The organism is Phaeobacter sp. HF9A (assembly GCF_011806385.1).
GTDB lineage: Bacteria > Pseudomonadota > Alphaproteobacteria > Rhodobacterales > Rhodobacteraceae > Epibacterium.
The window spans coordinates 1-13,288 of record NZ_JAATOX010000111.1 but is presented as its reverse complement, the minus strand read 5'-3'; the positions used below and the strand labels follow the sequence as shown (position 1 = coordinate 13,288).

The following is a 13,288-nucleotide window of genomic DNA, read 5'->3' as shown; positions in this document are numbered from 1 at the left end:
TTGACCACCACATCCAGCGCCTTTTGCGGGTCGGCGTCTTTGTCGATGTAGATATGCACGATGCCTTCCAGATGGGCAAACACCGGCACACGGGCCTCGCGCTGGACCAGCCCCACCAGCCCCTTGCCGCCGCGGGGCACGATGACATCCACATAGTCGGTCATGCTCAGCAGCTCCTGCACGGCCGCGCGGTCGCGGGTGGGCACCAGCTGCACCGCGTCCTTGGGCAGGCCCGCTGCGCGCAGACCCTCTACCAGACAGGCATGGATCGCCTGCGCCGAATGCAGGCTCTCGGAGCCGCCGCGCAGGATCACCGCATTGCCGGATTTGAGGCAGAGCGCGCCCGCGTCGGCGGTGACATTGGGGCGGCTCTCATAGATCACCCCGATCACGCCAAGCGGCGTGCGCACCCGTTGGATGCGCAGCCCCGTGGGTTGCGTCCATTCTTCCAGTACCGCGCCGACCGGATCATCCTGTGCAGCCACGGCGCGCAGCCCATCTACAATGCCCTGAATGCGCGCCTCATCCAGCATCAGCCGGTCCATCATCGCCGCACTCAGGCCCTTTTCGCGGCCGAAATCGAGGTCCTTGGCATTGGCGGCAATGATCTCTGCCCGCTGCGCCCAGACGGCCTCTGCCGCCGCGATCAGCGCCTGTTCTTTCTGGGTGGCACTGGCCATGGCCAGCTGTTGCGCGGCCTGTTTCGCACGTTTGCCGATGTCCGCCATCAGCGCGGGAATATTATCAATATCTTTCATGGTCTTACCCTTTGGTTCTGGGCAGTCCGCCGCGTCAGGCGGCAGAGAGAAATCTCAGATCATCAAGGATGGCAGCATCAAAGCGCCATGTCATCCCGATGGATCAGGGCAGCGCGGCCAGAATAGCCGAGGATCGCTTCGATTTCGTCGGAGCGATGGCCCTGAATGGCCCGCGCCTCGGCGCCGGTATAGCGGCTGAGACCCTGGCCGAGTTTATGCCCCGCTGGGCTGACGATGGCCAGCGGATCCCCGCGGCCAAAATCACCCTCCACGTGACGCACCCCTGCGGGCAGCAAGCTGTTTCCATTCAGGAGCGCCTCTGCGGCGCCCGCATCCACGGTGAGCACACCGCGTGTCTTCATCGCCGCGATCCAGCGCTTGCGCGCGCCATGCGGATCGCCATCGGCGCTGAACCAGGTCGAGGCCGCGCCAGAGTCCAGCGCGCGCAGCGGCGACAAGACCGACCCTTCGGTGATCGCCATGGCGCAGCCTGCGGCGGTCGCCATCTTGGCGGCCATCAGCTTGGTGATCATGCCGCCCTTGGAGAGACCGGACACGCCGTCACCCGCCATGGCCTCGATCTCGGGGGTGATATGGTCGATCCGCTCAAAGCGTTTGGCATCCGGATCCAGCGCGGGATTGGCACTGTAGAAGCCATCCACGTCGGAAAGCAGGATCAGCGCATCCGCGCCCACGGTCACCGCAACCTGCGCACCAAGCCGGTCATTGTCGCCATAGCGGATCTCGTCGGTGGCGATGGTGTCATTCTCGTTGACGATCGGCACCACATTGAGGCTCAGCAGGGTTTCCAGAGTCGCGCGGGAGTTCAGATAGCGGCGGCGGTTTTCGCTGTCCTCCAGCGTCACCAAGACCTGGCCGGTTGTGATCCCATGCGGCGCCAGCGCTTCTTCATAGGCGCGCGCCAGTCGGATCTGACCGACCGAAGCCGCCGCCTGGGATTGTTCCAGCGGCAGGTCGGTGCGGGGCAATCCCAGCACCCCGCGCCCCAGCGCGATCGAGCCCGAGGATACCAGGATCACGTCCTTGCCCTGCCCCTTCAGCCAGGCCACATCCGACGCCAGCGTCAGCAACCAGTCCTGCCGCAATGCGCCGCTGTCCCGGTCAACCAACAGGGCCGAGCCGATCTTGACAACGATGCGTTTGGCGCTGGTCAGGGATGCCACTCGCTGTCCTCCGCCTCTGCGCTTTCTTCTTTCTTGATCCGCAGCCGGTCATCGTCGATCTGGGCGCGCACGGCGCGCAGAACCTGATCCAAACCTTCGCGGCTGACGCTGGACATCATCATGACGGGCGCACCGACCTCGGCCTCCAGCGCGGCGCGGGTCTCGGCGCGCTCTTCGTCATCCAGCGCGTCGATCTTGTTCAGCGCGGTCACCCGGGGCTTGTCGGCCAGTTCACCGCCATAGGCCTCCAGCTCGTTGATAATGGTGCGATAATCCTGCGCGACGGTTTCCGATGTGCCATCCACCAGATGAAGCAGCACCGCGCAACGCTCCACATGGCCGAGGAAGCGATCCCCGATGCCACGGCCCTCATGCGCGCCTTCGATAAGGCCGGGAATATCCGCCATGACAAATTCGGTATTGTCGATCCCCACCACCCCGAGGTTCGGGTGCAGCGTGGTAAAGGGATAATCGGCGATCTTGGGCCGCGCGTTGGAGGTGGCCGACAGGAAGGTCGATTTCCCCGCATTGGGCAGCCCCAAAAGCCCGGCGTCGGCGATCAGCTTCAACCGCAGCCAGATGGTGCGTTCGATGCATTCCTGCCCGGGATTGGCCCGGCGCGGCGCCTGGTTGGTCGCCGATTTGAAGTGCAGGTTGCCAAAGCCGCCGTTGCCGCCCTTGGCCAGAAGCACCCGTTGGCCCACTTCGGTCAGGTCAGCCAGAACGGTTTCTTCGTCCTCGTCAAGGATTTCAGTGCCGACGGGCACCCGCAGCACGATGTCCTCGCCGTCCTTGCCGGAGCGCTGCCGCCCCATGCCGGACTGGCCGTTTTGGGCAAAGAAGTGCTGCTGATAGCGGAAGTCGATCAGGGTGTTGAGCCCTTCGACCACTTCCACCCAGACCGAGCCGCCTTTGCCGCCGTCGCCGCCATCGGGACCGCCGTATTCGATGTATTTTTCGCGCCGGAAACTGACGCAACCGTTCCCGCCGGCGCCGGAGCGAATATAGACCTTTGCCAGATCAAGGAATTTCATGATGGGCCTCTGTGTTAGAGCTTTTGTGCCATACAAGACTTCAGGGGATGGCTCAACCCTGTGTTCACTTTACGCGCGCATCGCCTGAACGCAAAACGCGGGCGGCCCAAGGCGCGCCCGCATCGTTCCTGCCAGCTGTCGCGCGTTACAGCTTGCGGCTATAGGTCCAGGTTGGCACGGTTGCATCCCGCGCCACCGAGAAACTCTCGGCATCGCCAAGATACTCAAAACCGCAATGGGCCAGCACCCGGGCCGAGGCCGGGTTGTCCTGAAAGACGGCGGCGAACATGGTGGCATCGCCCAGGGGGTTCGCTTCGACCATCAGGCTCACCGCCATGGAGGCCAGGCCAGTGTTCCAGAACGGCGGCGCCACCCAATAGCCAACCTCGGATTGGTTGCGATCCATTGTCTTGAGCGAAATCAGCCCCATCAGCTCGGGGCTGTCGTCCTTGGTGCCATCCATGGCCCAGATGATTTCGCCCTGCTCGGCCGCCATGGCCCGCTTGACATAGGCTTCGGCGGCACCGGGTGGATAGGGGTGCGGGATGATCGAGGTCATGCGCGCGACCCGCTCGTCGCTGGCGTAATGTTGAATAAGCCCCGCATCCGACGGCCGCAGGGGCCGTAGAACAAAGCGATCCGTTTCGACGATGGTCTGTTGATTCAATTGATCCAACCCCATGTGCTCGCTCCTCCTCAAATACTCTACCTCGGCAATAACAGGGATTTGATCCTCCATCCCCTTGCCGAAGAGATGGGAAACACCAGGGCGGGAAACAAGGCGGAACCTTGCGCCGTTTCGCATTCCCGGTTTGGTCCGTAACAACAAAAAGAGGGACCGGTCGTATAACCGATCCCCCTGAAGATTTTATTACCTTTTAGGTTCGGTTTACTCAGCGGCCTCCGCCGCCGGCAGGACCGAAATAAAGGTGCGGCCCTTGAGGCCTTTCTGGAAGGTCACGTGACCGTCAACAGTTGCAAAGAGGGTGTGATCTTTGCCCATGCCGACGCCTTGACCGGCCCAGAATTTGGTGCCGCGTTGACGCACGATGATGTTGCCCGCGATTGCAGACTGACCACCATAGAGTTTCACGCCAAGACGGCGACCTGCGGAGTCGCGACCGTTACGGGACGAACCGCCAGCTTTTTTATGTGCCATTCTTGTCTCTCCTTAGCCTTGAGCCAGCTCTTTGGCCTGCTCAACCCATTCGGGTTTGATCTTGATGGCGTCGATACCAGCAATGTCGTCTTCAGACAAGGCTGCGATCTGCGCGAAGGTGGTCAGGCCAGCTGCTTCCAGCTTTTTGACTGCGGCAGGACCAACACCGGTGATCTGCGACAGGTCGTCGGAACCGGATGCCGCAGGTGCAGCAGCCGGAGCGGCTTTTGCTTTTGCAGCAGGTGCGGATTTGGTTGCGCCGGAGGCCAGGATCTCGGTGATCCGAACCAGGGTCAGCTTCTGACGGTGACCGACAGTCCGCTTGGAGGAGTGCTTACGACGACGCTTGACGAAGTTGATGACCTTGTCACCTTTGATCTGGTCGATCACTTCGGCTTTGACGGCAGCGCCATCAACAAGCGGCGCACCAATAACCGGAGCATCGCCACCGATCATCAGAACATTGTCGAATTGAATGGTTTCGCCAGCGTCAGCAGCCAGTTTTTCCACGCGGAGCACATCGCCCGCCTGTACTTTATACTGCTTGCCGCCAGTCTTGAGGACTGCGAACATTTCAGTCTTTCCTTTTCTAACCGCGTCCTTCGGTCCCCCTTGCGGGGCGTTTGCGACAGGGTCTTGCCCTCTCACCTCGAACAGCGCGCCCCATCACGCGGGGCGGTATGACAATAAACCCCGGCGCGGAGAGTCCGGGCCGGGATGCGGGCTTTTGTCTCTGTTCGCTGTAGAAGTCAAGCCGTTTTCGCGGGCCCCGGAAAAACCACATATGATTGGCGCCGATCTGGCGTCCCTGCCCCTGCCCCTGCCCCTGTCACAGGTCCTGAACCGGTTGCAGCCCCCGCATCCGATGCGCCAGTTCCTCAAACCGGTTGGCCTGGATTTCATACTGGACAGCGTTCAGGAGTTCATAGACCTCCTGCATCAGCGGCTGTTTCAGCGCGTCCACGTAGGTTTCCACCTCCTGCACCGAAAAGTCGCGATAGGTATAGGCGGAATTGGTCAGGTTGGACGCTTCCATGCTGCGCCGCATGTCGCCTTCCTGGGCCTTCATCAGCGCGCGAAGTGCCTCCGCGTCGATCTGCATCTCGATCACACCTGCGGCAGAGGCCGCCATCAGGAAGCGGAACTGAATTTCCTGCACCGCCCGGATCGCCGTATCGGTGCCGCCAATGGCGGAGTTCATGTCCTGATAGAGCGCAATGCGCGGATTATCCTGCGCGACCAGTTCGGCCACCAGCCGCTCTCCCTCCTCGCGCGCCGCTGTGCTGTCCAGATCGGAATGCATCGCGTTCTCTGCCTGTACCAGCCGCTGCCCCAGATCCGAGGCATAGAACTCCGCCGCATGAAACAGCGCGTCGGTGGAGAGGGTTTGCTCCAGAATATCCAGCGCCATCTCCTGCATCACGGCGGTGTCAAAGACCTCCTCGGTCAACTGTTCCCATTCCAGACCAAAGTCCCCGGCCTCGGCGCCCAGCATCTTTGGCGCGTCCGTCGCCGATTGCGCGATACTGTCAAGCGCGACATCAAAACCTGTCACTTCAAGAAACGCCTTGATCTGATCGCGATCCGCGGCCTGCGCCGGCAGGGACACGAGCAGGCAGGCAAAAGCGAGGAGCAGCGCGCCTACGCCATGAAAGAGAGCAGCTACGAGGCGCAGACGGGAGCTTTGGGGCATAATGTGGGATCTTTTCATGAGGCTAATGTAGGGGGTCGCAAGTGATCCGCAAATGAAAAACCGACTTTCTTGAACTATCTGTGAATTCGCCCCTTGCGCCTGCCGAAATTCATCTTTAAACGCGCTCACACCCCCCGCGGAGAGGTGCCGGAGTGGTCGAACGGGGCGGTCTCGAAAACCGTTGTGCCTTCACGGGCACCCAGGGTTCGAATCCCTGTCTCTCCGCCATTATCCCCCTGATGAACACACCACGATGTGCACGGTCAGGGTCGCTGTTGCGGCCTTGCTTGACCTCTGTGCGCCGTGGTGTCCTTGCGACCTTAGCTTTAGCTCTTATCCCATTGGTTCAGAAGAAAAAAAGCCGAGCGTGATGCTCGGCTTTTTCGTTGATATCGTTGCGCGGATCAGGCGCGGCGGCGGCGGCTGCCGGCGCGACCGCCACGGCCACGGGCCTCTTCGCCTTCTTTCAGCGGTGCCTTGTTGAACTTGATCCAATCGCCACCGTGCGGGTCGTTGTTGGTCAGGAAGTTGGCGGCGCGGATGGCCTCCATTTCCTTACCAGCACGCGGCTTGGTGGAGCCAAGACCAAACAGGGTCACGAAGGTCTCGTCGTCGATGTCTTCGGGCAGGATGATGCCAGCGGCGAGCACCATCTCTTTTTTCTCGGCGATCGCCTTTTGGGTCACCGGCAATGCCACCGGGTTCATGATGGCGGAGGTCATGCCCGCGCCCATCGCCATCGGCAGGAAGGCGTTGTTGATCCCGTGACGGTTCGGCAGGCCAAAGGAGATGTTGGAGGCACCGCAGGTGGTGTTGACGCCCAGCTCTTCGCGCAGGCGGCGCACGAGGGTAAAGACCTGCTGACCGGCGGTCGCCATGGCGCCGATCGGCATCACCAGCGGGTCGACCACGATGTCATGCGCGGGAATACCGAAATCGGCGGCGCGCTCGACGATCTTCTTGGCCACGGCAAAGCGCACCTCGGGGTCCTCGGAGATGCCGGTGTCATCGTTGGAGATCGCCACAACCGGCACATTGTATTTCTTCACCAGCGGCAGCACGTGCTCCAGACGCTCTTCTTCGCCGGTCACGGAGTTCAGCAGCGGACGACCTTCGGCAGCTTTCAGACCGGCCTCAAGCGCAGCAGGCACCGAGGAGTCGATACAGAGCGGCGTATCGGTCAGCCCCTGCACCAGCTCGACGATCTTGGTCATCAGCGGCGGCTCGGTCTCGTTCGGGTTGGGGTTGGAGTTGTACACAACACCGGCGTTGATATCGAGGATATTGGCCCCGGCAAACACCTGCGCCAGCGCGTCTTTCTCCACGGTCGAAAAGTCGCCCGCTTCCAGCTCGGCGGCCAGCTTCTTGCGCCCGGTGGGGTTGATCCGCTCACCGATCACGCAGAACGGCTGGTCAAAGCCCATAACTGCGGTTTTTGACTTAGATTCTACAACAGTACGGGTCATTGTTTATCCTTGCGTTTTGACCGGCTGCGCGGAGGCGCCGCCGTTGTTGATGGCCCAGGTGGCATTGGTCTTGATGCCGCCCAAGGGGAAGAAGTGCACATGGGTGATGTTGAAATCCGGGTTGGCCGCCTTATGGGCCGCCAGTTCGGTCAGCACTTCGGTCGGCTCATAGGGCAGCATCAGCTTGGTCACATCCATGGCGCGTTTTTGCAGCACCTTGAGCGACGGGCCCACACCACATGCGATCGCGAATTTGATCAGGGTCTGCAATTTCGCGGGGCCGGCAATGCCGATATGGATCGGCAGATCGACGCCGGCCTCTTTCAGACCGTTGGCCCAGGCGATGATCGGTTTCGCCTCAAAGGCGAACTGGGTGGCCAGCGCCATCTTCGCGTCGGTGCGTTCGGCGAATTTCTGTTTCCAAAGAACGGCTTCTGTGACGTTCTTCATCGAGCCGTCCGGGTCGATATCCTTGTTGCCCTCGGGGTGGCCAGCGACATGCAGATTGGTGAAACCCGCCTTGTCAAAGAGACCGGATTCCAAAAGCTGCATCGAGCTGTGATAGTCGCCATGCGGCTGCGCCACGCCGCCAGCCAGCAAGAGCGCCTGCTTAACGTCCGCCTCGCCCTGATACCGTGCGATCCAGTCCGCCAGGGTCGCCTCGTCCTTGATGATCCGCGCCGGAAAGTGCGGCATCACCGGATAGCCCTCATCGTTCAGGCGTTTGGCAGTGGCGACCATATCCTCGATCGGCGTGCCTTCGATATGGGCGATATAGACGCGGGTGCCAGCGGGCAGCAGCTCTTGAAAGCTCTCAACCTTCTGCGCGGTGCGCGGCATGACCTCGATCGAGTAGCCGTTCAGGAAGGCTTCGAGTTCCGGGTTTACCGTGGTCTCGGTCGCGGACGCACGTTTTTTGAAATTCAACAAAGCCATTGCGGCCTCCCAAAATGAAGACAAGGCGCTCACGCCCAACCATCGTTCGCGATCAGGGCCTTCAGGCGATCCTGATCGTAGTCCTGTTCCAGACGTGTGGCCTCGGCCTCGGCGATCTCGCCGGGCTCCCCCTCCACAGTGAAAGGCGCGGCTTTGCGCCATTCCGCCAGATAGGCATCGCTATCCTTGGCGTTCACCTTCATGGCGGCGCGGTCAATGGCCTGTTCGAACCGTTCTTCGAGCTGCCGTTTTGCGCCCCGGCGCCCCTTGCCCACGATAACCTGAGCCGGGATATCGCGCCAGTAAACGATGGTCACGTCGGGCATTGCCGTTCCTTCCAGATGCGTCTGTCGTATCGCGTTTCTAATTCGCCGCTGAACCCGAGGTGCGTCGGATTTCGACAACACAGAAGGATTGAGCGACCTTTTGCAAACCATCCTATGCATTCCCTGACAGGCTGAACAGCTTTGGCAGGCCTCATAATATTCAACAAAAACATGAGCGGTCGGATCATGACCCCGAGGGTTTATTTCTCTTTTTCATGTCTGGCGCTTAGCCACTCCCTTGCGCCGCGCCAAAGCCGGGCCTAGTGTCAAGGTAACACGAAAATCGGAGGGCGTGATTCATGGCGCCCAGGCGTTCAAAAGGTGCACGCGCGTTTCCCAGAGTGGTCGAGACGCCCGTACCGGCCCGGCCAGACCCAGATGCGCTCTATGCGGCGCTGGATCTTGGCACGAATAGCTGCCGGATGCTGATTGCCCAACCCAAGGGCAGCGGCTTCCATGTGGTGGACAGTTTTTCCAAATCGGTGCAGCTCGGCTCCGGTTTGGAACGGACCGGACGGTTGTCTCGGTCCTCGATGGCGCGCACCATTCAGGCGCTGCGGATCTGTCAGCAAAAGATCAACAAAAACAAGGTCAAACGCGTGCGTCTGGTCGCCACAGAGGCCTGCCGGCGCGCCAAGAACGGTCGCGACTTCATGCGCCAGGTCAAGCGTGAGACCGGCATGGTGATGGAAATCATCCAGCCCGAGGAAGAAGCGCGGCTGGCGGTGATTTCCTGCGCGCCGCTGGTCTCCACCAAGACCGAGCAGCTTTTGGTGGTTGATATCGGTGGCGGCTCGACCGAGCTGGTCTGGATCGACCTCTCGGCCATTCCGCGCCGGGACCGTCCGGCGGCGATCATGCGCTTGCATGCCGGGTTCCACACCGTCGACAGCCCCTTCCCCGCCGCCAAAGTGGTGGATTGGATCTCGGTGCCGCTCGGAGTGGCGACGCTGCGTGATCAGTTCAACGACGTCGAGGATGACGCGGCCCGCTTTGCACTGATGAGCTGGTTTTTCGAGGAAAACCTTGCGGATTTTGCGCCCTATAAGGATGTGCAGGCGCGCGAGGGGTTTCAGATCGTCGGCACCTCCGGCACGGTGACCACGGTTGCTGCCTCGCATCTGGGGCTGAAACGCTATGACCGCACCAAGGTCGATGGGCTGCGCATGACCTCGGATCAGATCGACAAGGTGATCCGCAGCTATCTCGAACTTGGCCCCCAGGGCCGCCGCCGGGATCCGCGGATCGGCGAAGACCGTCAGGCGCTGATCATGTCCGGGGCCGCGATCTTGCAGGCGCTGTTGCGCTGTTGGCCAACGGATCGTTTGTCCGTTGCCGACCGGGGCCTGCGCGAAGGTTTGCTCTATGCGCAGATGAGCGCCGATGGTGTTCTCGAAGACGGGCCGTTCTGAGCCCCCTTCCTGCGCGGCGACAGATCAGGTATAGCGCCGCAGTTGCCCATCCGGGCATCCAGCGTAAAGAGGATTGATGATGGCGAAGTCTCCGACAGGAAAAAACACCTCCGGCCGCGGGCAGCGGGATCTCACCGTCAAGGTCAAGACCGCGCGCGGGCGCAAGCTCAGCTCGACGCGCTGGCTGCAACGGCAATTGAACGATCCCTATGTGAAACGGGCGCAGGCCGAGGGCTATCGTGGCCGCGCGGCGTTCAAGATCATGGAACTGGACGATAAATATCGCTTCCTCGTGCCCGGAGCACGGGTTGTGGATCTGGGCTGCGCGCCGGGTGGCTGGGCCCAGGTGGCGGTGCCGCGCATCAATGCGCTGGGTGAGAAATCCGGCAAGGCGATCGGCCGCATCATCGGTGTCGACCTGCAAGAGGTCGAGCCGCTCGCAGGCGCCGAATTCCACGTGCTCGATTTTATGGACGAAGGCGCTGACGATCAGGTCAAGGAATGGCTGGGCGGCAATGCGGATGTGGTGATGTCGGATATGGCGGCGGCCAGCTCCGGTCACAAACAGACCGACCACCTGCGCATCATGTCGCTTTGTGAAACCGCCGCCTATTTCGCCTTTGATGTGCTGGAAGAAGGCGGCACCTTTGTTGCCAAGGTTCTTGCCGGTGGTGCCGAGGGCGATCTGCAAAAGCTGTTGAAGCAGAAATTCAAATCCGTCGCCAATGTGAAACCGCCCTCTTCTCGCGCGGATAGTTCCGAAAAATTCGTTGTCGCAACTGGGTTTCGGGGCTGAAGCTAACGTAAGGAGCTGCGCGCGCCAGGTTTTCGCAGCGACGCCACCGCATGATCCCGCAGTTGCTTGAGCGAGTCGCTTTCCTTGCGCTTCGCTCCGGTGGGCTTTGACGGAGCCCCCATTTTTTCGGACAACAGCAGGCGCGACATTTGCAGCATGCGCTTCCTTGCCTCGGCGGTTGTGTTCGATGTCATGGCGGCAGCCCCTCACAGATCTCGTCAATGATATATGAGAGGTCACGGCGGAGGGCGCCGGGTCGGAAATGCGGCGATTTCAGGTCTTGTCGGAACAATTCGTGGAAAACTCAGGGCTGATCCTTAGCAGCGGCCGCCAATAGATCCGATTGCAGAACTCCGTTGATCTCTGCGCCGAGGATCAGAATCGCGGCATTAAGGTAGAGGAAAATCAGCGCCGCCATCGCCCCGGCCAGGCCCGCATAGGTGGCGGAATAACTGGCAAAACTCGACACGTAATAGGCAAAGCCAGCGCCCGCGCCCCACCACAAGAGCAAAGTGACCACGACGCCGGGGATAATCCGGGCAAGGGGCGCGCGACGGGGCAAGAGCACGATATGATAGAGAAAGACCGCCGCGATCGGGATGACAAGCACGCTCAGCCCGCTTGCCCCGTTTTCCCAGCCGCTCAAGAGTTTCAGATCGGGGAAAAACCGCGCCAGAAACCGCGCGCCGAGCGGCAGGAACAGCTCAAACACCGCCGCGAGCAACAAACCTGCCCCGCCAAGAATAACCAGCGCCAGCGAGATAAGCCGATGTTTCCAGAACGGGCGCGTCTCCTCCTGCCCATAGGCATGCAGCATGGCGATGCGGATCGCATCCACGCCATTGGAGGCAAAATAAAGCGCCAGCACGCCGCCCAATGTCATCAGCCCGGTGCCGGAGCTTTGCAACACGGCATAGACCTCTCGGGTGATGGGCGCGGCGACCGACGGCGGCCAGCTGCCGAACACCAGATCCACCACATCCTCGACCACGATGCTATGGGACATCAGGCTCGCGATCGCCCCGCTCAGGGCCACGGTAAACAACACAAAGGGAAACAGCGCCATCATCATCGACATGGCGATATGGCTGCTCAGCACCCAGGCGTTCTTGCGGTTGAACCGCCGCAACCCCCGGTAAAACACCTTCAGGGCCGCAAGGATCTTGTTGGTCGCTGTCAATTCGCTCTCCTGATCTGCGCGGGGCTGTGGGTTAGTCTTGCGGAAAGACGGGGCGGCTAAAAAACACCGGCCGCATCATGCCCACCAGAAACGCGGTGCTGATCCCGAATGACAGCATCCCCGTCATCGCGGCAAAGGAGGCAAAGATCCGGTGCCCGCTGTCCAGCACAATGTCGCCATAGCCAAGTGTTGTATAGGTGGCGACGGAAAAATAGACGGCCGGGTTCCAGCTGTCGAATATGCCGCCCTTCAGCACCAGCGCCGCCGACCAGATCCAGACATGCGCGGTATGGGCCGCGACGACAAAGCCGATCGCGATCAACAACATGCCCAACTGCCGCATCAGGCGGCTGTGATGGGAAAACCGGATATGATGGCGCCGCAGCGCATCGGCGCACCACAGCAGCAATGCGGTTTCCAGCACCAGGCAGAGCCCCAGAAAAAGGCCGCCCCAAAAGATTTGTTGTATCAAGGTCATCGGTGGGGCCTTTGTTGCGCAACTCTGCACTGAGGAGTTTTGTCGCAGCTTAGAAATCAGGGCTTGAACATGCAACACGGGCATTACAACCATGCAACACCTCCTGGCCAATCTCGGCAATAGAAAGGGGCGTTCTGGTGCTACTCACGGTCGAAGGCCTGACCCATCGCCACCCCGGCCAGTCGCGGGATGTGTTGCACAATGCGGCGTTCTCGCTGGCGCGGGGGGAAAGCGCCGCCCTCACCGGCGACAGCGGATCCGGCAAGAGCACTTTGCTGCATGTGCTGGCGGCGCTGGACCAGCCGGCCGCCGGTCGTGTGCTGCTGGACGGTGCGGACATCAGCCGCCTGAGCGATGCGGCGGCCTGTGCGCTGCGGCGCAGCCGTGTGGCGCTGGTGTTTCAGCAGTTCAACCTGGTGCCCGCGCTGACGGTCGAGGAGAATATCGCGTTGCATGCGCGGCTCGGGAAGCGGTTTGATCCCGCCTGGACAAAGGAGCTGACCGCGCGGCTGGGTCTTGGCCCCCTATTGCAGCGCTACCCGGAGGAGATTTCCGGCGGTCAGCAACAACGGGTCGCGATTGCCCGGGCGCTTGCGCTGCGACCTGATCTGCTGCTCGCGGATGAGCCCACCGGCAATCTCGATGAAACCGCCAGCGCCGAGGTTCTGCGGCTGATGCTCGATCTGGTGCGCGAGACGGGAAGCGCCTTGTTTCTGGTCACCCATTCGCCGGATGTGGCAGCCCGGTGCGACCGGCATTTGCATCTCAGCGGCGGTCAGGTACGAGCGGTCCCGGCATGAGCCTCGTGCTCGCCACCCTGCTGCGGCATTGGCGGCGCGCACCGCTGCAATTGCTGTTGCTGATCA

General features: G+C 61.4%; 16 protein-coding genes and 1 tRNA gene. 4 read left to right on the top strand and 13 right to left on the bottom strand.

The genetic code is table 11. The features are described 5' to 3' along the window. The 7 genes from HCZ87_RS16370 to HCZ87_RS16340 form a co-directional block, all read right to left on the bottom strand. On the bottom strand, positions 1 to 758 hold a 758-nt coding region (locus HCZ87_RS16370; protein WP_167645416.1), incomplete at its 3' end, for a glutamate-5-semialdehyde dehydrogenase. Between the two features lie 77 nt (positions 759 to 835). Further along, positions 836 to 1,942 (bottom strand): glutamate 5-kinase, encoded by a 1,107-nt coding sequence (gene proB / locus HCZ87_RS16365; RefSeq protein ID WP_167645414.1) that lies wholly within the window; start codon positions 1,940 to 1,942, stop codon positions 836 to 838. Then, on the bottom strand, positions 1,930 to 2,976 hold the full coding sequence (gene obgE, locus HCZ87_RS16360) for a GTPase ObgE (RefSeq protein ID WP_167645412.1): 1,047 nt from the start codon (positions 2,974 to 2,976) through the stop codon (positions 1,930 to 1,932). Before obgE ends, proB begins: the two co-directional genes overlap by 13 nt. Before the next feature lie 145 nt (positions 2,977 to 3,121). Beyond that, positions 3,122 to 3,658, bottom strand: a complete 537-nt coding sequence (locus tag HCZ87_RS16355; RefSeq protein WP_167645410.1) for a GNAT family N-acetyltransferase — start codon at positions 3,656 to 3,658, stop codon at positions 3,122 to 3,124. A gap of 207 nt (positions 3,659 to 3,865) precedes the next feature. Beyond that, a complete protein-coding gene (gene rpmA / locus HCZ87_RS16350) occupies positions 3,866 to 4,135 on the bottom strand; it encodes a 50S ribosomal protein L27 (protein ID WP_167645408.1) in 270 nt (89 codons plus the stop codon). Positions 4,136 to 4,147: 12 nt separating this feature from the next. Next, complete coding sequence (rplU, locus tag HCZ87_RS16345; RefSeq protein ID WP_167645406.1) at positions 4,148 to 4,708, bottom strand: 50S ribosomal protein L21; 561 nt, start codon at positions 4,706 to 4,708, stop codon at positions 4,148 to 4,150. A 256-nt stretch (positions 4,709 to 4,964) separates the two neighbouring features. Further along, a complete protein-coding gene (locus tag HCZ87_RS16340; protein WP_167645404.1) occupies positions 4,965 to 5,828 on the bottom strand; it encodes a DUF2059 domain-containing protein in 864 nt (287 codons plus the stop codon). Between the two features lie 138 nt (positions 5,829 to 5,966). Here HCZ87_RS16340 and HCZ87_RS16335 point away from each other — a divergent pair. Continuing rightward, positions 5,967 to 6,056, top strand: a tRNA-Ser gene (locus tag HCZ87_RS16335). Between the two features lie 176 nt (positions 6,057 to 6,232). Here HCZ87_RS16335 and HCZ87_RS16330 read toward each other — a convergent pair. From HCZ87_RS16330 to HCZ87_RS16320, 3 genes are read right to left on the bottom strand one after another with little or no spacing between them, the layout of a single operon-like run. Continuing rightward, the gene (locus tag HCZ87_RS16330) at positions 6,233 to 7,294 is read right to left on the bottom strand and encodes a methyltetrahydrofolate cobalamin methyltransferase (protein WP_167645401.1); all 1,062 of its coding nucleotides are present in this window, start codon (positions 7,292 to 7,294) and stop codon (positions 6,233 to 6,235) included. 3 nt (positions 7,295 to 7,297) lie between these two features. Beyond that, positions 7,298 to 8,230, bottom strand: coding sequence for a methylenetetrahydrofolate reductase (locus tag HCZ87_RS16325; RefSeq protein WP_167645399.1), 933 nt, complete (start codon positions 8,228 to 8,230; stop codon positions 7,298 to 7,300). Positions 8,231 to 8,259: 29 nt separating this feature from the next. After that, entirely contained in the window at positions 8,260 to 8,556 is a 297-nt protein-coding gene (locus tag HCZ87_RS16320) for a virulence factor (protein WP_167645397.1), read from the bottom strand. 299 nt (positions 8,557 to 8,855) lie between these two features. Here HCZ87_RS16320 and HCZ87_RS16315 point away from each other — a divergent pair, with 299 nt between their 5' ends. Both HCZ87_RS16315 and HCZ87_RS16310 read left to right on the top strand, forming a co-directional pair. Then, entirely contained in the window at positions 8,856 to 9,968 is a 1,113-nt protein-coding gene (locus tag HCZ87_RS16315) for a Ppx/GppA phosphatase family protein (protein ID WP_167645395.1), read from the top strand. Between the two features lie 79 nt (positions 9,969 to 10,047). Further along, positions 10,048 to 10,764, top strand: a complete 717-nt coding sequence (locus tag HCZ87_RS16310; RefSeq protein ID WP_167645418.1) for an RlmE family RNA methyltransferase — start codon at positions 10,048 to 10,050, stop codon at positions 10,762 to 10,764. Between the two features lie 2 nt (positions 10,765 to 10,766). On the opposite strand, the gene HCZ87_RS16305 is transcribed toward HCZ87_RS16310, so the two are convergent. From HCZ87_RS16305 to HCZ87_RS16295, 3 genes are all read right to left on the bottom strand, one after another. Continuing rightward, positions 10,767 to 10,958 (bottom strand): hypothetical protein, encoded by a 192-nt coding sequence (locus tag HCZ87_RS16305; RefSeq protein WP_167645393.1) that lies wholly within the window; start codon positions 10,956 to 10,958, stop codon positions 10,767 to 10,769. Positions 10,959 to 11,068: 110 nt separating this feature from the next. Beyond that, a complete protein-coding gene (locus HCZ87_RS16300; RefSeq protein ID WP_167645391.1) occupies positions 11,069 to 11,944 on the bottom strand; it encodes a YihY/virulence factor BrkB family protein in 876 nt (291 codons plus the stop codon). A gap of 31 nt (positions 11,945 to 11,975) precedes the next feature. After that, positions 11,976 to 12,422, bottom strand: coding sequence for a potassium channel family protein (locus HCZ87_RS16295; protein WP_167645389.1), 447 nt, complete (start codon positions 12,420 to 12,422; stop codon positions 11,976 to 11,978). Between the two features lie 137 nt (positions 12,423 to 12,559). Between HCZ87_RS16295 and HCZ87_RS16290 the strand changes: the two genes are divergently transcribed. After that, positions 12,560 to 13,222 carry an ABC transporter ATP-binding protein gene (locus HCZ87_RS16290; RefSeq protein WP_167645387.1) on the top strand — a complete coding sequence of 221 codons (663 nt, stop codon included), beginning with the start codon at positions 12,560 to 12,562 and terminating at the stop codon, positions 13,220 to 13,222. Positions 13,223 to 13,288 lie beyond the last annotated feature (66 nt).

What these genes read in the sequence shown, in the direction of transcription:
- obgE (WP_167645412.1), bottom strand. Translation starts at nt 2,976, where the DNA reads ATGAAATTCCTTGATCTGGCAAAGGTCTATATTCGCTCCGGCGCCGGC.
- HCZ87_RS16355 (WP_167645410.1), bottom strand. Translation starts at nt 3,658, where the DNA reads ATGGGGTTGGATCAATTGAATCAACAGACCATCGTCGAAACGGATCGC.
- rpmA (WP_167645408.1), bottom strand. Translation starts at nt 4,135, where the DNA reads ATGGCACATAAAAAAGCTGGCGGTTCGTCCCGTAACGGTCGCGACTCC.
- rplU (WP_167645406.1), bottom strand. Translation starts at nt 4,708, where the DNA reads ATGTTCGCAGTCCTCAAGACTGGCGGCAAGCAGTATAAAGTACAGGCG.
- HCZ87_RS16340 (WP_167645404.1), bottom strand. Translation starts at nt 5,828, where the DNA reads ATGCCCCAAAGCTCCCGTCTGCGCCTCGTAGCTGCTCTCTTTCATGGC.
- HCZ87_RS16330 (WP_167645401.1), bottom strand. Translation starts at nt 7,294, where the DNA reads ATGACCCGTACTGTTGTAGAATCTAAGTCAAAAACCGCAGTTATGGGC.
- HCZ87_RS16325 (WP_167645399.1), bottom strand. Translation starts at nt 8,230, where the DNA reads ATGGCTTTGTTGAATTTCAAAAAACGTGCGTCCGCGACCGAGACCACG.
- HCZ87_RS16320 (WP_167645397.1), bottom strand. Translation starts at nt 8,556, where the DNA reads ATGCCCGACGTGACCATCGTTTACTGGCGCGATATCCCGGCTCAGGTT.
- HCZ87_RS16315 (WP_167645395.1), top strand. Translation starts at nt 8,856, where the DNA reads ATGGCGCCCAGGCGTTCAAAAGGTGCACGCGCGTTTCCCAGAGTGGTC.
- HCZ87_RS16310 (WP_167645418.1), top strand. Translation starts at nt 10,048, where the DNA reads ATGGCGAAGTCTCCGACAGGAAAAAACACCTCCGGCCGCGGGCAGCGG.
- HCZ87_RS16305 (WP_167645393.1), bottom strand. Translation starts at nt 10,958, where the DNA reads ATGACATCGAACACAACCGCCGAGGCAAGGAAGCGCATGCTGCAAATG.
- HCZ87_RS16295 (WP_167645389.1), bottom strand. Translation starts at nt 12,422, where the DNA reads ATGACCTTGATACAACAAATCTTTTGGGGCGGCCTTTTTCTGGGGCTC.